This is a genomic window from Brevundimonas sp., from assembly GCF_046295595.1.
Classification (GTDB): Bacteria; Pseudomonadota; Alphaproteobacteria; order Caulobacterales; family Caulobacteraceae; genus Brevundimonas.
This window is the reverse complement of the sequence record NZ_JBKBMX010000012.1, coordinates 34,700-56,795: the sequence shown is the minus strand read 5'-3', so window position 1 is coordinate 56,795 and position 22,096 is coordinate 34,700. Positions and strand designations below refer to the sequence as shown.

Below are 22,096 nucleotides of genomic sequence, written 5' to 3'. Positions count from 1 at the left end.
CCGATCGGCGGAACCGGCTCAGGCGGCGACCTCGATCTCCCCATAGGCGGAATCGAACCCGTCCGGCCGCTCCAGCCGCAGGACATAGCGGCCGGGGTGCAGCGCCAGTGTCGCCCGCGACTGGCCGGGCGTCAGCAGGAACTGGTCGGCCGGAACGCCTGCGGCTCCTTCGCTCCGCCACAGGGCCTGAAGCAGGCCGGGCCCCTCGAACGCCGGCACATCCACCTCGACCAGCCGCCGCGCCGGATCGGCGGTCAGCCACTCAGGACGGCCACGGACGGAGTCCAGCCGCGGATGAAACACGGACAGGTCGGTCTGCGGCTCGGTCAGGGGCATGCCGACAACGGAACCGTCCGCGCGTCGGACGATGATCGGCCGATCCGGCGCGAAGGCGGCCTGCACCGCGGCGACGTGGGGTTCGTCGTCCTCGGGGCGCAGTCCGGGCGCGCAATAGGCCTGCTCGATCGTCAGCGGGTCGATCCCGGTCTTGCGTTTCAGTCGGGAGGCGAACCATTCGCCATGATCGGTCGGGGCCTCCATCAGGTGGCTGTAGCCGCAATAGACGAACACCCGCGCCTCGGGATGCGGGGCGAGAACATTGGCGATCAGATTCTCCGCCTGGGCCTCCTCGCGCAGGGCCGTTCGCGCGTCCATGTCGATCCCGTCCGGTCCGCGCTGATCGTGGCGGAACTCGTAATCGGCGAAGCGATAGCCGAGCCGGGCGGCTTCCCGCACCGTTTCGGCGAGGACGGGGTCGCGCGAATAGTAGCCGTAGGTCCGCAGGAAGGGCATGCCCGGCCGGTAGTCGCCGATCCGGGGCGCGGGCGCGGGCTGGAGCGGTGCAAAGGCCTCCGCGGCGAACCAGTCGAACCCCATCGGGCGCAGCCGACGCATCACCCGGGCGGCGAAGGCCCGATGGCGCGAGTGGTTGTGGGCTTCGTTCAGGATGACAATGCGTCGGCCGGCGGCCGCTTCAGCGATAGCGTCCAGCGCATCGGACGCGGAGGCGTCGCTCAGGTCGGGCAGGGCCGCGTCCGGCCGACGGGGCCGCGCCACCGAGCCGATCGCGGTCTCCTCGTCGCCGAGGAAGGACGCATACTGGCTCAGTTGCCAGCGCGCCGCCTCCTCGCCGGCCGCCGCCCTAGCCTTCAGATCGAGGTACTGCGGCAGATACCGGCCCTCGACCTCCAGCCGCTGGACCACGCCCAGCGGGACCTGAGCGCGGACGCCGCCGGCCAGACCGATCGCGGGAACCGCCGCGCACAGGGCGCCGAAACGTCGTCTGGTCAGCATGGTCGATCCTCCGTTGACACCAGATCAGACCAACGAGGGGATCAAGGCAAGGTCGAGGCCCGGGATCTCGGCGGCCGGCTCAGCCCCTCGGCCATCCCCCCGCCCGGCTCAGGGCGCTCGGGGCCGGGCGGCCGATCAGGCCGCCGATCCAGCGGGCCGTGTCGATCAGGGCGTCGAGGTCATAGCCGGTCGAAAACCCGGCCCGCTCCAGCATATAGACCAGGTCCTCGGTGGCGATATTGCCGGTGGCTCCCGGCGCGAACGGACAGCCGCCGATGCCGCCGACCGAGGCGTCCAGCACGTCGACCCCCGCCTCGACGCCGGCGTACGCATTCGCCAGCCCGGTGTTGCGCGTGTCGTGGAAATGCAGCCGCAGCGCCGCCTCGGGCGCCGCCTTGCGCGCCGCCTCGACCTTGCGTGTCACGCTCCACGGATCGCCGACCCCGATGGTGTCGGCCAGGGCGATCTCCTTCACCCCCAGCGCCGCGATCCGTCCGACCAGATCGGCGACCTGGTCGTCGGACACCTCGCCGTCGAACGGACAGCCCCAGACGCACGACAGGGTCGCCGACAGCGCCGGCCCGGCCCCCGCGCCGCCCTCCGAGTTCGCCCGCCCCGTCAGGATGTCCGACAGCATCGACACCTGCTGGTCGACGCCCATGCCCTGGTTCTTCAGCCCGAAGCCGTCGGTCGCCGACATCGCCACATTGACCTCGTCGACACTGGTCCCCAGCGCCCGGTCGTAGCCCTTGCCGTTCAGCACCAGGCCGATGCGGCTGCGTCCGGCCTGATGGGGCAGGGCGGCCATGACCTCTTCGGCCCCGGCCATCTGCGGCACGTATTTGGGATGGACGAAGCTGACCGCCTCGATGCGCCGCGCCCCCGCCGCCTCCAGCCTTTGCACCAGATCGGCGCGGACGGCGGGTTCGAGCACCGCCTTCTCGTTCTGCAGCCCGTCGCGCGGCCCGACCTCGACGATGGTAATCGCCCGCCTCACGGTCGGGCTCCGGCGGCCGCGCTCCCCGACGGCGCATAGACCGTCAGGCTGACGTCGTCGCCGCGCGAATAGTTGTGGCCATTGACCACCCCGACGGCCCGGCCGGTCACCCCCAGCTCGGCCGAGGCGGCGCTGAAGGCGTCGGCGTCGCGCGCCTCGACGATCACGGGCCGGCCCTCGGCCAGCGCCCGCGCCGCCCCGGCGGCGTCGGTCAGCTCGGTCTCGCGCCCGGTCAGGAAGACGAAGCTCGGCTCATGGAAGCCGGTGATCGCCACCGGTCCCGGCCGCCCCTGCCGCGGATGCAGGTCGGCCTGCTCCAGCACCTTCTGCAGCTGCGGCGCCACGGCCAGCGGGCGCAGCTGGCGCAGCGTCCCGGCCAGTCCGGCATGGGCCACCAGCCCCAGGGCGATGGAGACGATCACCGCCGCCGTCGGCGCCCGCTGGACCAGCAGGAAGGCCCCGATCAGCGCCGCCAGGGCCGCGAAGACGATGGTGATGGTCGCCCAGGTCTGGGCTGTCGACCGCCCGTATTCGGTCAGGCCGAAGACGGTCAGCAGCACGATCACCAGCCCGCCGAACAGCGCCAGCCCGGCGCCTGTATAACGCGAGACCGGCCCGATCGGCCGCGTCAGCGCCGCCGCCGCCAGCAGGGCCAGGGCCCCATAGGTCGGCAGGGTGTAGTGGGCCAGCTTGGTCGGCGTCAGCTCGAAGATCAGCCAAGCCGGAACCAGCCAGCAGACGAGAAACCGCACCGCCGGCTCGGCCCGCCGGCTCCAGCCCGTCGACACCGCCGCCGGCAGCATCAGGGTCAGCGGGAAGAACATCAGCAGCACGCCGATCAGATAATAGCCCGGAGGCGCGCCATGGCTCTCGTGGCCGCCGGCGATCTTGGGGGCCAGGTCGCCGATGATGGCCTCGCGCCAGAAACCGCCGTCGGTGGCGATGGTGATGGCGATGGCCCACGGTCCGACGATCAGGGCCACCAGCGGCAGGCCCCAGCCCCAGCCCAGCCGCGCCAGCCATTTGACGTCGCGGTCCCACAGCGACAGCAGCAGTATGGCCGGAACCACCACGATCAGGCCGATCGGCCCCTTGATCAGGATCGACAGGCCGATGCCCAGCCAGAACATCAGCTTGTGCGGCCGTCGCGGTTTCTCCCCGGCCCGCGTCGCCAGATAGATCCGCGCCAGCCCGGCCATGGCGATGGTCACCGCCGCGCACAGCATGGCGTCGGTCTTGGCGATGCCCGCCTCGGTCGACAGCAGGAAGGTCGCCCCCAGCATGGCCCCGGCGAGGAATCCGGCCCTCTGGCCGAACATCGCCGCCCCGGCCCAGGCGCAGGCCGCCGCCGCCAGCATGGCCCCCAGCAGCGAGGGGAGGCGGTACGGCTGGATGTCGCGGTTCTCGACGCTGGAGGTCGCGGCCACCGCCGCCGCCTGCATCCAGTAGATGCCGACCGGCTTCTTCCAGCGCGGATCGTCCTGGAAGCGGATGTCGACATAGTCGCCGCTCTCCAGCATCTGAGACGTGGCCTGGGCGTAGCGGCTCTCGTCGCGGTCCAGCGGCGGCATCAGCATCAGCACCGGCAGGCCGGCGAACAGGGCCACCAGGGCCGCCAGCAGCGGTCCGCGCCAGCCGGCGATGAATCGGTCGAGATCGGGGCGCATCATGGCCGCATTCCTATCACGCCGTTTCACGCCGCGTCATAGCCCCCTCCATCGCGCCCCGCGCGGGCCTCCCGCCCGGTCGCGAAACCCGCTACAGGACGGCATGATCGAAGCGACCCCCGACATCTCCGTCGTCGTTCCCGTGCATGACGAGGAAGGCGCCGCCGGCCCCCTGGCCCGCGACATCGCCGCCGCCTTCGCGGGCCGGTCCTATGAAATGGTCTTCGTCGACGACGCCTCGAAGGACGCCACCCTGGCCGAGCTGCGCGCCCTGATGGCCGAGCTGCCGGCCCTGCGCGTGCTCAGCCACGGCGCCAACGCCGGCCAGAGCCGCGCCGTGCGAACCGGGGTGCTGGCCGCCCGCGCCCCGATCGTCGTCACCCTCGACGGCGACGGCCAGAACCCACCGGCCGACGCGCCCCGCCTCGTCGACCTGCTGATCGCCTCGCCGCCGAATGTCGCCCTCGTCGGCGGGGTGCGCGCCAAACGCCAGGACTCCGGGGCCAAGCGCCAGGCCTCGCTGTGGGCCAACCGCATCCGCAAGCGGCTGCTGGCCGACGACGCCGACGACACGGGCTGCGGCCTCAAGGCCTTCCGCCGCGACGTCTTCCTGCGCCTGCCCTATTTCGATCACCTGCACCGCTACCTGCCGGCGCTGATGATCCGCGAGGGCTATGAGAACCGCTATCTCGAGGTCGATCACCGACACCGCGAGACCGGGCGGTCGAAATACACCAACTGGGGCCGGCTGGTCGCCTCCCTGTCGGACCTGCTGGGCGTGATGTGGCTGAAGTCGCGCTCGCGCCGGCCGGGGACGGTCACCGAGCTCTGACGCGGGCCCCGGGCCACGACCATGGCGGCGCGGCGCAATCGGCGCTATTCAGGGTTAACAAGCGCGGCCGTACCGGCCCGTCCGCGCCCCTGAAGATGGAGCTCCAGCCATGCTGATCGCCCTGCCGCTGCTCGTGATCCCGGTGGTGCTGTACAATATCGTCGTCCTGACCGGCCTGATGGGCGCGTCCGGCGTCGTCGGCACGGACAGCGGCCTGCGCGACATCCTGTTCACCATCCCCATGGCCTCGGGAGCGGGCTGGAGCGTCGGCGTCGGCGACATGATCCTGTTCCTCGCCCTGATCCTGCTGTTCTTCGAACTGCTGAAATCGACCTCCAGCCAGAAGGTCGCCATCGTCAATCACGCCCTGTCGATGATCCTGTTCGTGGTCTGCCTGGTCGAGTTCCTGCTGATCAAGGGATTCGCCACCTCGACCTTCTTCCTGATCGTCACCATGGTCATGCTCGACGTCCTCGCCGGCTTCATCGTCACCATCATCTCGGCGCGGAAGGACCTGGAGTTCGGGGCGGGGTAAGGGCAGGGATGAGGGATGAGGGATGAGAGGCTTGGCCGCCGGGCATGCTCAGGAGCATCGCCGTCCCTCTCGTCACCCCGCCCCACCTAATCCCTCATCCCTCATCCCTAATCCCTCATCCCTCCTCATCCACCGGCAACACATGCGGCTCCTGCGGCCGCGACGACTGGCGACGCTGCACCGCATAGGCGACCAGCCACAGCGCCATGGCCCAGGCCGCGCCGACGCTCCATCCGGCCAGCACGTCGGTCGCCCAGTGCGCCGCCAGATAGACCCGCGTCAGTCCGACGATCAGGGTCAGCAGCACCGCCACCCCCATGACATAGGCCTTGAAATGCCGCTCCGGGAACGCCCGGGTCAGCATCACCCCGATGCTCAGATAGAAGACCGCCGACAGCAGGCTGTGGCCCGAGGGGAAGCTGGCGTTCAGCGTCTCGACCGCCTGCAGCGCCTCGGGCGGCCGTTCCCGCCCGAACACCGCCTTCAGCCCCTCGCTCAGCGCCACCCCGCCGGCCAGGCCGACGACCAGCAACAGGGCCGACAGCCGTTTGCGCTGCATGAACAGGAAACCGATCGTCACCAGGGCGAACAGCCCCAGCACGGCGATCCCGCCCAGCGCCGTCAGATCCATGGCCGCCTCTTCCAGCCAGCCCGGTCCCCAGGGATCAATCATGGCTCCGGGCCGCAGCGCGTCCAGCACCGACTGGTCGAAGGCCCGGCCGTCGGCCTCGGTCATGTCGTCGGCCAGTTCGACGAAGATCATCACCCCCAGGGCGACGATGAACAGCGCGCTGACGGCGGCGATTTCAGCGCGGGCGATGCGCAACGCGCGGCGGGCGAAGGCGACAAGTTGATCGGAGGTCATCGGCCCGAAACGGTCCCGCTTGCGGGACGTTCCCCTCACGCGTTCGTGATCGGTTCCGGCGACCGGCGTCACGCCCCCGTCATCCTGTCGTCGCGGCCTGTCCACAGGCTCATCCCCCGTCTTGATGGCGATTCGCTCACAAAGTGATCGTCAACCCCGTTGACGGTTGGTTAGCCATCTGCGCGCTATATGTGGGCTTGGGGAGCGCTTCGGCCACTAGATGATGTGGTCACCGGCGCGGACATCTCATTCGATATCAGTTCAGGGCAGTGACGATTATGGCCGGCGGCGAAGCGTTGAAGACAGTGGATTTCCAGTCGGTTGCGGCCGCGGACGGCGCTGATCGACCCGTGCTCAAGGTGGTTCCGTCCATCCAGTTGGACCGGTCGCGCGACGACCTGCTGACCGATTTCGGCAAGAAGACGCTGGAAGACCGCTACCTGCTGGCCGGCGAGTCCTACCAGGACATGTTCGCCCGGGTCGCCACGGCCTATGCCGACGACTCCGACCATGCCCAGCGCGTCTATGACTATATGTCGAAGCTGTGGTTCATGCCGGCCACCCCGGTGCTGTCCAACGGCGGCGCCGATCGCGGCCTGCCGATCTCCTGCTTCCTCAACGCCGTCGGCGACAGCCTCGACGGCATCCAGAGCGTCTGGAACGAGAACGTCTCCCTCGCCTCCAACGGCGGCGGCATCGGCACCTACTGGGGCGGCGTCCGCTCCATCGGCGAGAAGGTCAAGGGCGCGGGCCAGACCTCGGGCATCATCCCCTTCATTCGCGTGATGGACTCCCTGACCCTCGCCATCAGCCAGGGCTCGCTGCGGCGCGGTTCGGCGGCCGTCTATCTCGACGTCCACCACCCCGAGATCGAGGAGTTCCTCGAGATCCGCAAACCGTCGGGCGACTTCAATCGCAAGTCGCTGAACCTGCACCACGGCATCAACATCACCGACGAATTCATGTTCGCGGTCCGTGACGGCAAGACCTTCGATCTCAAGTCGCCCAAGGACGGCGAGGTTCTCAAGACCGTCGACGCCCGCGCCCTGTGGCAGAAGATCCTCGAGATCCGCCTGCAGACCGGCGAGCCCTATCTGATCTTCTCCGATACGGTGAACCGCCAGATGGCGCCGCACCAGCGCGAGCTGGGCCTGTCGGTCAAACAGTCCAACCTGTGCGCCGAGATCATGCTGCACACCGGCCGCGACCACCTCGGCGTCGACCGCACCGCCGTCTGCTGCCTGTCCTCGGTCAATGCCGAGACCTTCCTCGAATGGCGCGAGGAGCCGAAATTCGTCGAGGACGTCATGCGCTTCCTCGACAATGTGCTGGAAGACTTCATCCGCCGCGCCCCGCCGGCGATGGCCGCAGCCGTCTATTCGGCCAAGCGCGAGCGCTCGGTCGGCCTCGGCCTGATGGGCTTCCACTCCTTCCTCCAGGCCCAGGGCGTGGCCTTCGAATCGGCCATGGCCAAGTCGTGGAACATGCGGCTGTTCAAACACCTGCGCCGCGAGGCCGACAAGGCCAGCCGCCTGCTGGCCGAGGAGAAGGGCCCGTGCGAGGACGCCGCCGAGCGCGGCGTGATGGAGCGGTTCAGCCACAAGATGGCCATCGCCCCGACCGCCTCGATCTCGATCATCTGCGGCGGCACCAGCGCCGGCATCGAGCCGATCCCGGCCAATATCTACACCCACAAGACCCTGTCGGGCTCCTTCGCGGTCAAGAACCCCTATCTCGAGAAGGTGCTGGCCTCGCGCGGCGCCGACACCGACATCATCTGGTCCTCGATCCTCGAGCACGAGGGCTCGGTCCAGCACCTCGACGTCCTCGACGAGGACGAGAAGGCCATCTTCAAGACCGCCTTCGAGCTGGACCAGCGCTGGGTGGTCGAACTGGCCGCCGACCGCGCGCCGGAAATCTGCCAGGCCCAGTCGATCAACCTGTTCATCCCGGGCGACGTCGACAAATGGGACCTGCACATGCTGCACTGGCGCGCGTGGGAGACCGGCGTGAAGTCGCTCTACTACCTGCGCTCCAAATCGGTGCAGCGCGCCGCCTTCGCCGGAGCCGAGAACAAGGCCGAGGTCGAGGTCGACGTCAACCAGCCCGACCTCTTCAGCGCCGCCCGCACCGACTACGACGAGTGCCTCGCCTGCCAGTAGGAAAGAGAGGGCGGCCAGCCGTTCACCTCCCCGTCGGCGAAGGCCGATGGGGAGGACAGATCGCGAAGCGGTCAGGAGGGGGCGGCTCCGTCAGATGTGGGTTCGCGCCGGACTCCCTCACCGTCGGCGCCGCCCCCACCTGATCGTCGCTGACGCGCCGATCTGTCCTCCCCATTCGCCTTCGCGAATGGAGAGGTGAGCCCATGACGCTGTGCTGACAATCCGCGAATCCATAGTCGGGTTCAGCAGGTCAATTCTCTTCAGAATCAACCCCATGACCTGTCGCTAAACCGGTCTTCCTGTGCACAGGAACGGACCGGCGTATAATGCGTCCCTCCCGCCGCAAGCGGGGTGATCGCGCCGGTCTTTGACAATCGAACCCACCCCCGGGCTCAAGGGACTCTAGAGACTCATCGGACTGTTTTTCACTCCGGTCGGGGATCAGCTCAGCCGGTCGGCCTTCCTCAGCCCCGGGAACAGCTTGGCCCAGATCCCCGTCGCCGCCAGCGCGCCGAAGCCGCCGAAAACCGCCGCCCCGATCGGGCCGAGGAAGCGCACCGCCACCCCGGAATAGGCCTCGCCCAGCTCGTTCGAGGCGCCGATGAACAGCATCGACACCGAACTGACCCGGCCGCGCATATGGTCGGGCGTCGACAGCTGGATCAGGGTCTGGCGGATGTTGACGCTGATCATGTCGGCGGCTCCGCCGAGGAACAGCACCGCCCCCGACAGCCAGACGCTCTTCGACAGGCCGAAGGTCAGGGTGCAGACGCCGAACACCGCCACGGCGGCGAACATCCACCGCCCGGCGTGTTTCACGATCGGGAAGCGGCTCAGATACAGCGCCACCAGAAGCGCCCCGGCGCCGAACGAGGCCCGCAGCAGGCCGAAGCCGACCGCCCCGACATGCAGGATGTCGCGCGCGAAGATCGGCGTCAGCAGGGCGACCCCGGCCAGCAGCACCACGACCAGGTCCAGCGAAATGGCGCCCAGCACGATCTTGGTGTTCCAGACATAGGCCAGACCCTCCTTGACCTGATCGACGACCTTGACCCGCGTCGGCGACGGGGCCGGCTTGCCGCTGGTGCGGATCAGCAGCAGGCTGCCGATGCCGACGGCGAACATCGCCAGGGCCGAGGCATAGGCCAGCGGAATCGACAGGGCGACAATGACGCCGCCCAGGGCTGGGCCGGCGATGGCCCCGGTCTGGAAGGCGATCGACTGGGCCGCGATGGCCGGGGGCAGGGCCCGACGCCCCACCACCATCGGCAGAAACGCCTGGCTGGCCGGGGCGAGGAAGGCGCGCGCCGCGCCGAACAGGGCGGCGACCGCCAGCAGCCCCCACAGCGGCGGGTTCCCGTGCAGCGCCATCAGCAGGAAGCCGACGGCGCAGCTGGCCTCGACCAAGATCGACAGGGTGACGGTGTTCTTGCGGTCGCGCCGGTCGGCCAGGGCTCCGGCCGGCAGGGTCAGGGCCAGCAGCGGCAGGAACTGGCACAGGCCGACGAGGCCCAGATACAGGCTGGCCTCGGCGATCGGATGGTCGCGCCGGGCGATCTCATAGACCTGCCACAGCAGGGCCGAGGACTGGATCTGGATGCCCAGCACCGCCGCCACCCGCCCGACCCACAGCAGGCGGAAGTCGCGGATGGCCCACGGGCTGGACGGCCCTCCGTCTCCGGGCGGAACCGGCGGGGTCGGCGCCCCCGTGTCTACGCTCTCAACCGTCACGTCCGCCGCTCAACCTTCGCATAGGGGGTCCCGTCCCGGCGGGCATAGCCCTCGGCCCCCGCCGGCAGGACCATGTCGATATCGGGATAGTCGCAGGCGTCGGTCGTCGCCGACCGCGTCCCGACCTCCAGCAGAACCGCCTCGGCCCCCGACCGGTTCTCGATCTTGTGGCCGTTCTGGACGCCGGCCTTGAACCCCGCGCAGTCGCCGGCGCGCAGCACCGTCTCGCCGTCCTCCTCGACCAGCACCACCTCGCCCGACAGCACCCAGACGAACTCGTCCTCGCCCGCGTGCCAGTGCCTCTGGCTCGACCAGGCGCCGTCCGGCAGGCGCAGCAGATTGACCCCGAACTGGTCCAGTCCGGCCGCGTCGCCCAGCCGCCAGCGCCGGCGCGGCTTGCACGGCCCGGCGAATTCCTCGGGATAGGCCGTCCCGTGTCCGGTCGGCGCCCTGTCGATATCGATCTTCGGCATGGAGACAAGCCTTCTCGCCATCGTCCGAACCCCCTAAAGCACAGGTCCATGAGCGCCGCATCACATCCGGTTATCGATCCTGTCGAACTGACCCGCGACCTGATCCGCAAACCGTCCGTCACCCCCGCCGACGAGGGCGCGATGGACCTGATCGAACGCGTCCTGACCGGCCTCGGCTTCCACTGCCGCCGTCTCCCGTTCGGCCCCGCCTCAAGTAGCGAAGCGGTAGGCGACCGGAATGTCATCGAGAACCTCTACGCCCGGCGCGGGACGGCCTCGCCCAACCTCTGCTTCGCCGGCCACACCGACGTGGTCCCGACCGGCGCCGCCGAGGCCTGGTCCGCCGGCCCGTTCGAGGCCGAGGTCCGCGACGGCGTCCTCTACGGCCGCGGCGCCGTCGACATGAAGGGCGGCATCGCCGCCTGGATCGCCGCCGTCTCCCGCGTGTTGGCCGAGGGCGAGGTGGCGGGCTCCCTCTCGTTCCTGATCACCGGCGACGAGGAAGGCCCGGCCCTGCACGGCACCAAGCGCGTGGTCGAGACCCTGATGGCCGAGGGCGAGGTGATCGACGCCTGCATCGTCGGCGAGCCCTCGTCGCAGCACGCCCTCGGCGACATGATCAAGATCGGCCGCCGCGGCTCGCTCAACACATGGATCACCGTCCACGGCAAACAGGGCCACGTCGCCTATCCCGACCGCGCCGCCAACCCCGCCCCGGTCATGGCCCGGCTGATGGCCCGGCTCGCCGATCACCGGCTCGACGACGGCTATCAGGGCTTCCAGCCGTCCAACCTCGAGATCACCACCATCGACATCGGCAATCCGGCGACCAACGTCATTCCCGCCGAGGCCCGGGCCCGGCTCAACATCCGCTTTAACCCGACCCATACCGGCGACAGCCTGATCGCCTGGCTCAACGCCATGGCCGGCGAGGCCCAGGCCGACAGCGGCCTGCGCATCGAGCTGGAGCACCTGTGCTCGGGCGACGCCTTCCTGACCGAGCCCGGCCCCTTCGTCACCGGGGTGCAGGACGCGGTCGAGGCCGCCGCCGGCCGCCGCCCCGAGGCCTCGACCACCGGCGGCACCTCCGACGCCCGCTTCATCCGCGCCATGGCCCCGGTGCTGGAGCTCGGCCTCGTCGGCCAGACCATGCACCAGATCGACGAGCGCGCACCGGTCGCCGAGATCGAGGCCCTGACCGAAGTCTACCGCCGCGTCATCCAGACCTTCTTCGACCGCCCCTAGATCAGCAGGTCGAGGCCCAGCATCGCGCCGCCGAACATCGCGACGAAGGCGACGAGGAAGAAGAAGGCCTCGCGCAGGGGACCACCCCGCCGCTGCAGCGTCATCGGCCGCATCTGAACACCAAGTTGTCTCATGGGCGCCTCCTCAGCCGAACGAGGCTGCGCCCCGATCCTTGCCGGACGATTGAGAAATGTGGTTTCCACCCGCCGCCGCCCGACAGGGGATGACCCCGCCGCCGGACCGTCCTAACGTCGCCTGGTGAACCTCCGCTCGCCCGCCTTCGCCATCCTGTTCTCGGTCAGCCTGATCGCGGCCGCGGGGAATATGGCGCTGCAGTCGGTGCTGCCGGCCATCGGCCGCGAGTTTCGGCTGGCCGACACCCTCGTCGCCGCCGCCTTCGCCATCTCCGCCCTGATGTGGACCGTCGCCTCGCCCTTCTGGGCCCGGCTGTCGGACCGGCTGGGCCGCAAGAAGGTGATGATGATCGGCCTCGCCGGCTTCATCCTGTCGATGAGCGGCTTCGGCCTCGCCGCCACCGCCGGGCTCGAACAGTGGCTCGGCGCCGGCCTCGCCTTCATCCTGATGGCCGTGGCGCGCGGGATCTACGGCGTCTTCGGCTCGGCCGCGCCGATCGCCTCCCAGGCCTATGTCGCCGACCGCACCACGCCGGAACAGCGTACCCAGGCCATGTCGATGCTGGCCTCGGCCCAGGGTCTCGGCACGGTGATCGGTCCGACCTTTGCGCCGCTGCTGGTTTTGCCGATCGTCGGCCTCGCCGGCCCAATGTACGCCTTCGCCCTGTTTGGCGCGATCGTCCTGCTGGTCGTGTGGCGCCGCCTGCCAAGTGGCGAAGTGACCCGCACCCCCAGCCCCAGCGGCCGCCGCGCCGACAAGGGGCTGTGGAAGGACCCCCGGGTCCGTGACTTCCTGCTGTATGGCCTGCTCGTCACGGGGGCCCAGGCCATCAACATCTCGGTCCTCGGCTTCCACGTCATCGACGTGATCACCCAGCCGGGAGCCGGCCCCGACGAGGCCCTGCCGTTCATCAGCATCGCCATGTTCGCCGGCGCCGCCGCCACCCTGCTGGCCCAGTGGGGTCTGATCCCGCTGCTGCGCCTGCAGGCGGCCGACCTGATGCGCTGGGGGGCCGGCCTGGCGATGCTCGGCAACATCCTGACCATCCTCGCCCCCGGCTACTACGGCGTGGTGGTCGGCTATGCCGTGGTGTCCATGGGCGTCGGCTTCGCCCGCCCCGGATTCACCGCCGGCTCGTCCCTGTCCGTCGGGCCGCACGAGCAGGGCGCCGTGGCCGGTCTGATGATGTCGCTGGCCGGGCTCAGCTTCCTCGGCCCGCCGGTCATCGGCGTCGCCCTCTACGAACTGGCCGAGCCGGCGCCCTTCGTCGCCAACGCCCTGCTGCTGGCTGTCGCCACCGCCCTGTGCTTCATCAGCCCCCGCCTCCGCCTCGGCCCGCCCGACCTGTCCGATCGCGACGAGACCCCCTCGCCGGAGACACCGCCGGCCTCGCAGCCGGGGCCCGAGGGCAATCGCTAGGCCGGCGGCCTTTTCAGCGTCGAAAAGCCGTGTCAGATCGGGGCCATGGAAACCGCCCGTATCGAAAAGCGCATCGGCGTCCGCGCGCCGCCCGACCGCATCTGGGAGATCATCGCCGACCTGCCCGCCTGGGATCGCTGGAACCCGGTCGAGACGGCGGTCGAGGGCGCGATCGCCTTCGGCGGCGCCATCGCCCTGACGGAGGCCGTTCCCGGCCTGCCCGAGCGCCGGGTCAGCGTCCGCGTCGGCGAATGGCAGCCCTACGCCCAGCTGGTCTGGGTCGAGAAGCGCGGCCTGTGGTTCAACGCCTTGCGCTATTTCGAGATCGAGGAGCTGGAGCCGGGCAGCTGCATCTTCGCCAACGGCTTCCTCTTCTCCGGCCTGCGCGGCGAGATGCATTTCGATCGCCACCGCAAGGCCCTGCGCTCGGCGGTCAATTCCGTGGCCGAAGGCCTGAAGACCGCGGCGGAATAGGGCCTCAGCCGCCCTTGGCCATGGTGTCCTGGATACTGATGATCGCCGGCGTCAGGATGACGATAAACAGCACCGGCAGGAAGAACAGGATCATCGGCACGGTCAGCTTGGCGGGCAGGGCGGCGGCCTTTTTCTCGGCGGCCGACAGGCGCATCTCGCGGTTCTCCTTGGCCATGGTCCGCAAGGCCGAGCCCAACGGCGTGCCATAGGTCTCGGCCTGGGTCATCGCCGTCGCCACGGACTTGACGCCCGGGTGGTTGGTGCGTTTCGCCAGCCCCTCATAGGCCATGCGGCGATCGGGCAGATAGCTCAGCTCGGCCGACAGCAGGGTCATCTCTTCGGCGAGATCGATCGACGAGCCGCCGATCTCCTGGCTGACCTTCTGGATCGCCGCCTCGATCGACATGCCGGCCTCGACGCAGATCAGCAGCAGGTCCAGCGCGTCGGGGAAGGCCTGCATGATCGAGGTGCGGCGTTTGGCGATGCGGTTGGCGAGGAAGATGTTGGGCGCATAGAAGCCGGCCACCGCCGCGAACATGCAGATGGTGACCCGGATCATCACCGACAGGCCGAAGTCGTTCAGGACGAAAACATAGAAGACCGCCAACGCGAGCATCACGAACGGCATCGAGAAGCGGAAGAAGTAGAAGGTGGTCAGGGGCTTGGGCCCGCGATAGCCGGCCTGGGCCATCTTGTCGGCGACCTTCGGATCCTCCAGCAGGGTGGTCAGGTTCAACCGGTCGACGACGCGCTTCTTGAAGCCGTCGTCGGTGTGCCGCAGTCCCTGGGGGCCGCTGTTCTGACTGGCGATCGCCTGCCGCGAGCGGCGCTTCAGCTCCTCGCGGCGCACCGCGACGGCCTTCATCCGCCCCTCCAGCTTGGCCTCGCCGCCGAGCGAGCCGAGCAGGGTGACGAGGGTTGCGAATACCAGCACGCCGACGCCGATGCTGAGCAGGTTCTGCAGATTGGTGAAGAAGCCGACGACGTCCATCCGGCCCTCCTAGAACTTGAACGAGATCATGCGCTTCATCACGAAGACGCCGAGGGCCATCATCATCACGGCGACCAGCAGCATGAACTGTCCGCGCGGATCGGTGAAAAGCTTGGCCATGTAAGCCGGGGTGGTGACGCTGACGAGGATCATCACCGCCGGCGGCAGCGAGCCGATGATGCCGGCCGAGGCCGTCGCCTCCGACGACAGGGCCTTGATTTTCTCGCCCATCATCTTGCGGGCGCGCAGCACGGCGGACAGATTGCCCAGCGCTTCGGCCAGGTTGCCCCCGGTCTTCTGCTGGATGCCGATGACGATGGCGAAGAATTTCAGCTCCGGCGTCGGCATCCGCTCGTACATCTTGTCCAGCGCCTGCTGCAGCGTCAGGCCGACGCCGAGGCCCTCGACCAGGGTCTGGAACTCGCCGCCCAGCGGCGCGGGGCTCTCGCGGGCGATGATCTTGAAGCAGTCGTGGACCGGCAGGCCGGACTTGATGCCGCGCACGATGACGTCGACGGCGTCGGCGAAATGGCTGCTGAACTTCTTGCGCCGGCTCTTGCCGAGGAAGCCGACGACCCAGCGCGGCAGGCCAAGGCCGAAGACCATGGCGGCGCCGAGGGCGATGAGGATGTTGGGAACGAACAGCAGCGTCGCCAGCAAGGCGATTACGCCCAATACCCCGCTGATGATCCAGAAGGTCCTGACAGTGGTCCCCAGCCCGGCCTGCTTCAGCTTGGCGGTCAGGCTGACGCGCGCCTTGCGCTGCGCCCGTTCCGACTCCTGGAGCTGCAGCATGATCTGCTTGCGGCGAGCCTCGGGCGTATTGGCGGCGGCCGCCTTGCGGGCGGCGGCCATGTTCTGTTTGGGGCCGCCAAAGCTCTGGGCGCGTTTGACCGCGACGTCGCTGGAGTCGCCGCCGCCGACAAAGGCCCAGCCGAGGCCGCCTATGGTGATGAAGGCCAGTACGGCGGCGAGTATCGGGAGCATCGGCCTACTCCGCCGCGTCGAGGGCTTCGGCGAGCTCGCGCTCGAGGCCGTAATAGCGGGCGCGGTCCCAGAAGCGCGGGCGCGCGATGCCGGTCGAGCGGTGGCGGCCGATGATCTTGCCGTTCTCGTCCTCGCCGGTGATCTCGTAGACGAACAGGTCCTGGGTGACGATCACGTCGCCTTCCAGCCCGACCACCTCGGTGATGTGGGTGATGCGGCGCGAGCCGTCGCGCAGACGCGCCGCCTGGATGATGACGTCGACCGATCCGACGATCATCTCGCGGATGGTCTTCGAGGGCAGGCCGTAGCCGCCCATGGTGATCATCGACTCCATCCGGCTGATGGCCTCGCGCGGGCTGTTGGCGTGCAGCGTGCCCATCGAGCCGTCGTGGCCGGTGTTCATGGCCTGCAGCAGGTCGAAGGCCTCAGGGCCGCGCACCTCGCCGACGATGATCCGCTCGGGACGCATCCGCAGGCAGTTCTTGACCAGATCGCGCATGGTGATCTGGCCCTGACCCTCGAGGTTGGGCGGCCGGGTCTCGAGGCGCACCACGTGCGGCTGCTGCAACTGCAGCTCGGCCGCGTCCTCGCAAGTGATAACGCGCTCGGTCGGGTCGATGAAGGCGGTCAGGGTGTTCAGCAGGGTCGTCTTGCCCGAACCGGTGCCGCCCGAGATGACCAGATTGCAGCGCGAGGCGCCGATGACGCCCAGAACCCGCGCGCCCTCGGGACTGATGGAGGCGAACTCCACCAGGTTTTTCATCGTCAGCTTGTCTTTCTTGAACTTCCGGATCGTCAGGGTCGCGCCGTCGATGGCCAGCGGCGGGGCGATGACGTTGACGCGGCTGCCGTCGGGCAGGCGGGCGTCGCAGATGGGGGAGCTTTCATCGACGCGGCGGCCGACCTGCGACACGATCCGCTGGCAGATGTTCATCAGCTGGGTGTTGTCGCGGAAACGGACGTTGGTCAGCTGGACCTTGCCGTTGACCTCGATGAACACCCGGCCGGCGCCGTTGACCATGATGTCGGCGATGTCGTCGCGGGCCAGCAGCGGCTCCAGCGGGCCGTAGCCGAGGACGTCGTTGACGATGTCCTGGACCAGATGCTCCTGCTCGGCCACCGACATGGAGACGTTCTTGATCGCCACCAGTTCGGCGACGATGTCGCGAATCTCCTCCGCGGCCGCTTTCGGATCCAGACCGGCCAGCTGGGCCAGGTCGATGGTGTTCATCAGGGCGTTGAAGATCGTCGTCTTGGTGGCGTGGTAGTAGTCCGACTGCTCGCGGACGATCTCGGCGACCGCCTGGGCCTTCTTCAGCTGTTCAAAGCCGGGCGTCGCCTTGGGCCCCGACGTATGCCCCGGCGCCGGGGCGGCCGCGGGCCGGGGGCGCATGGCCAGGGCGTCGAGGCGGTCGGCGGCCTCGGACGCGGGCTTGGCGTTGTATGATTCCGTCCGGCGCTCTTCGCGCTCCAGCTCAGCGACGTCGCCGCCGAAGGCGAAGGCCTGGGTCTGAACGCCGGGCTCCGGCTGCAACGGGCCTGGCGAGGCGGCGGCCGGCGGCGGCGCCGGGCGAGCGGGCGCGGCGGTCGTTCCGGGCTGACCTGTGCGCTTGCCAAACACCCGTCAGGACTTCTTCTTGAACAGGCCGGAGAACATGGACTTTCCGTCGCCCTTGCCGGCCTTGCCCCGCGGTCCGGCGACCATCGGCAGTTCCCTGCGCGAAACGATCTGGGCCAGCATCTGGAAGGCGTCGGCGGCCTTCGACTTGGCGCCGGCGTCGATGATCATCTGGCCGTTGTTGGCCGCGGCGCCGAAGACCTTGGGATCGAACGGGATGATCAGGCTGGGGTGGACGCCCAGGGCGGCGCCGAACTCCTTGGCCGGAATTTCCGGACGTCCGGGCACGCCGACCTGGTTCAGCACCAGCCGCGGCGGGGCGTCGTTCGGCCGGCCCTGACGGATCAGGTCGATCATGTTCTTGGCGTTGCGCAGGCTCGCCAGATCCGGCGTCGCCACGACCACCACCTCGTCGGCGGCGATCAGGGTGCGGCGCATCCAGCCGGACCACAGGTGCGGCAGGTCCAGCACCACGAACGGGGCCGTCGAACGGATCTGGGTGGTGACTTCCTCGAAGGCCTCGGGCGAAATGTCCCAGTCGACGTCGAGGGTGGCGGGCGCGGCGAACAGGCTCAGCTTGTCGGTGCAACGAACCATCATCCGATCCAGCAGCACGGGGTCTAGACGATCAGGCTGGGTCAGGGCGTCAGCGACGCCGTTCAGCGGGTCCTGGTTGAAGTCGAGGCCGGCGGTGCCGAACGGCAGGTCATAGTCGACGATCACCGTATTGGCGCCGATCCGCTCGCTCATGGCGTAGGCGGTGTTGTGCGCCACAGAGCTGGACCCGGCCCCGCCGCGGGCGCCGACAAAGGCGATCGACCGACCGACGAAGGGTTGGGCCGGATCGGAAAACAGGCCGCCGATGGCGGCGATCAGCTGGAGCGGCTGCAACGGCGCCACCAGATATTCGCTGACCCCGCGCCGCATCAACTCGCGGAACAGCAGGATGTCGTTGGTCGCGCCGACGACTACCACCTTGGTGCCGGCGTCGCAGACCTCCGCCAGCTGGTCGACTTCCCACAGCAGGGTCTGCGGGTCCTTCAGACATTCGACGATGATCAGCGGCGGCGTCGGCTCGTGCTGATAGGCCTCGACCGCGGCGGCGACGCCGCCGACGCGGATCTGGGTGGTCGCGCGCGAGAGCCGGCGGTCCTGCCCGGCCCGTTCGGCGGCGGCGAGGGTGTCCTGGCGTTCGGCGAAGACGTGAATGGCGATGCGCGGGACGGAGACTTCGGGCCCGCCGCCGCCCGGCACGGGTGGCGAGAAGGCGGCCGAGGCGCCCGCCACCAGGTCGCCGACGGGATTGAAGCCGGCCACGGCCGGAATCTGGCCCTCGCCCGGCCCGCCGACATAGGCGGGGGCCGCTCCGGAAGCCACCGACGGCGGCGTGAACTGCAAGGGCGGACGGACCGTCTCCTCAGGGCTCATGGCCCCCGGATGCGCGGCATACGGCGCGCTGGCCTCGTCGCCCGACCGGGGGGCGTGATCAGGCGCGGGGCCGGACGCGACATAGCCCATGTCGAGATCGAACTCGTCCTCGAAGTCCTCGGCCGGCCGGGGGGCGAAGGCGTTGTTCATGATCACGCTATTCCACGGCCTGGGCGATGCGGCCCTCGACCAGGGTCTCCTGCGGAGCCGAGGTCATCTCGCCCCGGCGATAGTTGTCGAACACCACCGCGGCGCGGCCGGAGTCGGCCGGGCTGGTGGGCCGGTGGCCGACGATATCCCGCGGGTCGGCGATCTGGGCCGCCAGATTGGCGTTGATGGCGCAGCCCAGACCCATCGAGCTCTCGTTAGAGAACCGCCCGTGCATGGCGCCACGCTCGGCGGCGCAGTTCGGGATCGCGGCCCGCACGGTTTCGAAACCGGCCAGGACCGGAGCTCGCGGATCGGGCGCGGCGTAGGAGGCGACGACAATGCGCTCGGCCGGCAGGCCGGCGGACTGCAGCGCTGAGCGCGCGGCCCAGGCCTGGCGGGCGGCGACGGGATCGTCGCCATAAGGCGCCTCGACCCGCACCGAACCCACGCCCGACGCCAGATAGCGGCCCGCCAGATCGTAGAGCGCGGCCTGCTGACCCGGTGACAGGCCGGTGTCGTGAACGGCCAGGGCGATGCGATCCAGCCCCGGCTCGACGCGCAGCGAATAGCGCGACAGCGGCGTCAGCGGCGACGCATCCGGGGTCGCGGTCGTCGCGCAGGCGCCGAGGGCGACGGCTGCGGACAGGCTCAGGAGGAGGGCGCGCATCGTTGGGGGCCTCATTCGATCACATAGCCCACGGGGCCGCTCCAGCCGGCGTCGGCGGCGTCGGCGGCGACATTCGGACGGCCGTAATGCTGGTTCAGCTGTCCGAACAGGATGGTCTGGGCGTCGTTGGCGATGTGCAGGCCGTCGGCGGGCGTCTGCATGCGCCCGGGCGAGGTCGGCGAGACGATGTAGGCCTCGACGATGATCACCAGTTCGGTCTCGCCCGACAGATAGTCGCGCGAGCGGAACAGGGCGCCGAGCACCGGCAGGTCGCCGAGGGCGGGCAGTTTGTCGATGTTCTGGCGCGTATCCTCCCGCAGCAGGCCGGCGATCATCAGCGATCCTCCGGACGGCAGTTCGACGGTGTTGGACGCCCGCCGGACGCTCAGCCCGGGGATGACGAGGGCCGCGCCGCCGGCCGTGCCGCCGCCCAGGGTGAAGGCGCCGAGGGACGTCAGCTCCGAGACTTCGGTCGAGAGCTGAAGCGAGATCCGCCCCGGCGACAGCACGATCGGCCGCACCGCGAGCCGCACGCCGTAAGGCTTGAACTCGATCGTCACCTTGACGCCGTCCTGGGAGGATTCCTGTCCGACCGGCACCGGGAACTCGCCGCCGGCCAGGAATTCCGCGCTCTCGCCGTTGGCCGTGGTGATGTTCGGCTCGGCGAGGATGCGAACGAGTCCGGCCCGTTCGAAGGCGCGCAACGAGGTGTTCAGGCTGCTGCCGTCGCCGGCCGAGTCCTGATAGTCGAGGATGCCGCCGCCGAGCTGGTTGCCGGACACGGCGAAGGTGGCGACCTGGGTCAGCGACAGTCCCTCGCCGACGCTGGCCAGGACGGCGCTGGCGTCGAGGCCGAGCTGTTTGACGGCCGTGCGCTGAACCTCGACGATTCGCGCCCGGACGGTGATCTGGTCGGAGCCCTCGATGGTCATCATGTTGATGACCTTTTCGGGCGCGGACACGAAGGCGCGGGCGACCTGGCTGGCCCGGTCGGCCTCGCCGGGGCTGAACACCGTGCCCGTCAGGATGACGCTGTCATTGACCGCCTCAGCGCGGACGTCGGCGTTCGGCATGATCCGGCTGAGGGTGTCCTGAAGCGCCGAGACGCCGGCGTCGACGCGGATCCGCAGCGACAGAATGGTGCGGCCGGCATTGTCCAGCACCACGGCGTCGGTCTCGCCCGGGGCGAGGCCGATGATGGTGATCCGGCGCGGCGAATGCAGCATGGCCTCGGCCACCACCGGATTGGGCACGATCACGTCGCGAGCGTCCGCCGGCAGGTCGACGGCCATGGACGAACCGCGGGGCAGATTGATCAGCTGCGACTGCGCGCCCATGGAGACGGCCGCGCGGGTCTGGGCCTCGACCGGCGACACCGGGGCGGCGGTGGCTGCCAGCACACCGGTGAGGGCGAGGGCCGCCAGTGGCATCAGCGGGCGCTTCATTGGACCACCACGACTTCGGGGTCGCCGCCGCGGTAGACGCGGACGGCGGAGGACTGGCGCGGTCCGGCCGCGACCCGGCCGGACGGGCCGGCGGTGTCGGCATAGGATCGCAGGATCAGACTCAGAACACCCTCGGACTTGGCGAGAGCCAGGGCCTCGGCGTCGCGCGGCGCGACTTCCAGGGTCGCGGTCGCGCCGATGACGGTCTGCGCGTCGTCGCCGGCCCGGGTCGATTGATCGATGGCCAGAACCTTGATGTTCTGCATCACCGTGGCGGAGGTGAACTTGGCGCGGTCGCCCTCCGTGGCGCCCATGTTGCCGAGGTTGGATTCGCGTGTCAGCACGACATCGACCCGGTCGCCGGGCAGGATGAAGCCGCCGGCGGCGGTCTCGACCGTGACGCTGATGGCCATGGCGCGCATGCCCGGCTCCAGATAGGCGGCCATATAGCCGCTGTCGCCGGCGCGGACGATCTTGCGCAGGACAATGGGTTCGCCGGCGAGGATGGGCTCGCGTACGACCGAGCCGAGATAGTCGGCCTTGGCGCCGCCGGTCGCCATGTCGGTCGCGGCGCGGGTCACGGCGGCGACGGCGCCGGCGGGCTTGTCGTCCGCCTTTTCCGCCGCGGCGGCCTCGGCCGCCGGGATCGGGACCGAGCCGTCGGTGATGAAGGCCGGATTGACCTCATCCACGGGCCAGTCCTTCCATTCCATGTCGGACTCGTCGAGACGCCGGCCGGCCTGTAGATCCTTCGCGGCGACCAGCACCTTGGCCATCGGCCGGGCCGGGGCGGCGGCGGAGGCGACGGCGACCGGCGTCTTCGACGGCGATCCCATGGCGCGCACGACCAGGGCCAGCCCGATGGCGGCCACGGCGGCGACGCAGATCACGATGATTCGGGCAGGCTTCATCCGTTGTCTCCGGCAAGGCCGTCCGGACCCGTGAATTCGGTCCTTCGGCCCCGTACCGTTAACGAACATGC

At 69.4% G+C, this 22,096-nt stretch carries 20 protein-coding genes; 6 read left to right on the top strand and 14 right to left on the bottom strand.

Going from position 1 to position 22,096, the window contains the following annotated elements; translation table 11 throughout:
• Positions 1–18: 18 nt before the first annotated feature.
• The 3 genes from ACK4JY_RS09640 to ACK4JY_RS09630 form a co-directional block, all read right to left on the bottom strand.
• Entirely contained in the window at positions 19–1,293 is a 1,275-nt protein-coding gene (locus ACK4JY_RS09640; protein ID WP_409605089.1) for a hypothetical protein, read from the bottom strand.
• Positions 1,294–1,372: 79 nt separating this feature from the next.
• On the bottom strand, positions 1,373–2,290 hold the full coding sequence (locus ACK4JY_RS09635; RefSeq protein WP_409605087.1) for a hydroxymethylglutaryl-CoA lyase: 918 nt from the start codon (positions 2,288–2,290) through the stop codon (positions 1,373–1,375).
• Positions 2,287–3,960, bottom strand: a complete 1,674-nt coding sequence (locus tag ACK4JY_RS09630; protein WP_409605085.1) for an ArnT family glycosyltransferase — start codon at positions 3,958–3,960, stop codon at positions 2,287–2,289. The genes ACK4JY_RS09635 and ACK4JY_RS09630 overlap by 4 nt, the downstream gene beginning before the upstream one ends.
• 100 nt (positions 3,961–4,060) lie before the next feature.
• Here ACK4JY_RS09630 and ACK4JY_RS09625 point away from each other — a divergent pair, with 100 nt between their 5' ends.
• Both ACK4JY_RS09625 and ACK4JY_RS09620 read left to right on the top strand, forming a co-directional pair.
• On the top strand, positions 4,061–4,789 hold the full coding sequence (locus tag ACK4JY_RS09625; protein WP_409605083.1) for a glycosyltransferase family 2 protein: 729 nt from the start codon (positions 4,061–4,063) through the stop codon (positions 4,787–4,789).
• Between the two features lie 109 nt (positions 4,790–4,898).
• Positions 4,899–5,324 (top strand): hypothetical protein, encoded by a 426-nt coding sequence (locus tag ACK4JY_RS09620; protein WP_409605081.1) that lies wholly within the window; start codon positions 4,899–4,901, stop codon positions 5,322–5,324.
• A gap of 115 nt (positions 5,325–5,439) precedes the next feature.
• On the opposite strand, the gene ACK4JY_RS09615 is transcribed toward ACK4JY_RS09620, so the two are convergent.
• Positions 5,440–6,189: a phosphatase PAP2 family protein gene (locus ACK4JY_RS09615; RefSeq protein WP_409605079.1), complete on the bottom strand. Its 750-nt coding sequence runs from the start codon at positions 6,187–6,189 to the stop codon at positions 5,440–5,442.
• A 278-nt stretch (positions 6,190–6,467) separates the two neighbouring features.
• Between ACK4JY_RS09615 and ACK4JY_RS09610 the strand changes: the two genes are divergently transcribed.
• Entirely contained in the window at positions 6,468–8,351 is a 1,884-nt protein-coding gene (locus ACK4JY_RS09610; protein WP_409605152.1) for a ribonucleoside-diphosphate reductase subunit alpha, read from the top strand.
• Between the two features lie 441 nt (positions 8,352–8,792).
• On the opposite strand, the gene ACK4JY_RS09605 is transcribed toward ACK4JY_RS09610, so the two are convergent.
• A complete protein-coding gene (locus tag ACK4JY_RS09605) occupies positions 8,793–10,082 on the bottom strand; it encodes an MFS transporter (RefSeq protein ID WP_409605077.1) in 1,290 nt (429 codons plus the stop codon).
• Positions 10,079–10,555 (bottom strand): cupin domain-containing protein, encoded by a 477-nt coding sequence (locus ACK4JY_RS09600; RefSeq protein ID WP_409605075.1) that lies wholly within the window; start codon positions 10,553–10,555, stop codon positions 10,079–10,081. Before ACK4JY_RS09600 ends, ACK4JY_RS09605 begins: the two co-directional genes overlap by 4 nt.
• 48 nt (positions 10,556–10,603) lie before the next feature.
• Here ACK4JY_RS09600 and dapE point away from each other — a divergent pair, with 48 nt between their 5' ends.
• Positions 10,604–11,800, top strand: coding sequence for a succinyl-diaminopimelate desuccinylase (gene dapE, locus ACK4JY_RS09595; protein ID WP_409605073.1), 1,197 nt, complete (start codon positions 10,604–10,606; stop codon positions 11,798–11,800).
• Here the strand turns inward: dapE and ACK4JY_RS09590 are convergent.
• Positions 11,797–11,934, bottom strand: a complete 138-nt coding sequence (locus ACK4JY_RS09590; protein ID WP_409605071.1) for a hypothetical protein — start codon at positions 11,932–11,934, stop codon at positions 11,797–11,799. The genes dapE and ACK4JY_RS09590 overlap by 4 nt on opposite strands.
• A gap of 124 nt (positions 11,935–12,058) precedes the next feature.
• On the opposite strand from ACK4JY_RS09590, the gene ACK4JY_RS09585 reads away from it, so the two are divergent.
• Positions 12,059–13,354: an MFS transporter gene (locus ACK4JY_RS09585; protein WP_409605069.1), complete on the top strand. Its 1,296-nt coding sequence runs from the start codon at positions 12,059–12,061 to the stop codon at positions 13,352–13,354.
• 45 nt (positions 13,355–13,399) lie between these two features.
• Positions 13,400–13,828, top strand: coding sequence for an SRPBCC family protein (locus tag ACK4JY_RS09580; RefSeq protein ID WP_409605067.1), 429 nt, complete (start codon positions 13,400–13,402; stop codon positions 13,826–13,828).
• A gap of 4 nt (positions 13,829–13,832) precedes the next feature.
• Here the strand turns inward: ACK4JY_RS09580 and ACK4JY_RS09575 are convergent, their stop codons facing one another.
• From ACK4JY_RS09575 to cpaB, 7 genes are read right to left on the bottom strand one after another with little or no spacing between them, the layout of a single operon-like run.
• The gene (locus tag ACK4JY_RS09575; protein ID WP_409605065.1) at positions 13,833–14,819 is read right to left on the bottom strand and encodes a type II secretion system F family protein; all 987 of its coding nucleotides are present in this window, start codon (positions 14,817–14,819) and stop codon (positions 13,833–13,835) included.
• A gap of 9 nt (positions 14,820–14,828) precedes the next feature.
• Positions 14,829–15,806: a type II secretion system F family protein gene (locus tag ACK4JY_RS09570; protein ID WP_409605063.1), complete on the bottom strand. Its 978-nt coding sequence runs from the start codon at positions 15,804–15,806 to the stop codon at positions 14,829–14,831.
• Between the two features lie 4 nt (positions 15,807–15,810).
• Entirely contained in the window at positions 15,811–17,427 is a 1,617-nt protein-coding gene (locus ACK4JY_RS09565) for a CpaF family protein (protein WP_409605061.1), read from the bottom strand.
• A 3-nt stretch (positions 17,428–17,430) separates the two neighbouring features.
• A complete protein-coding gene (locus ACK4JY_RS09560) occupies positions 17,431–19,002 on the bottom strand; it encodes a CpaE family protein (RefSeq protein WP_409605059.1) in 1,572 nt (523 codons plus the stop codon).
• 7 nt (positions 19,003–19,009) lie between these two features.
• Positions 19,010–19,669, bottom strand: coding sequence for a CpaD family pilus assembly protein (locus ACK4JY_RS09555; protein ID WP_409605057.1), 660 nt, complete (start codon positions 19,667–19,669; stop codon positions 19,010–19,012).
• 11 nt (positions 19,670–19,680) lie between these two features.
• A complete protein-coding gene (locus tag ACK4JY_RS09550) occupies positions 19,681–21,114 on the bottom strand; it encodes a type II and III secretion system protein family protein (protein WP_409605055.1) in 1,434 nt (477 codons plus the stop codon).
• Complete coding sequence (gene cpaB, locus ACK4JY_RS09545) at positions 21,111–22,025, bottom strand: Flp pilus assembly protein CpaB (RefSeq protein WP_409605053.1); 915 nt, start codon at positions 22,023–22,025, stop codon at positions 21,111–21,113. The genes ACK4JY_RS09550 and cpaB overlap by 4 nt, the downstream gene beginning before the upstream one ends.
• Positions 22,026–22,096: the final 71 nt, after the last annotated feature.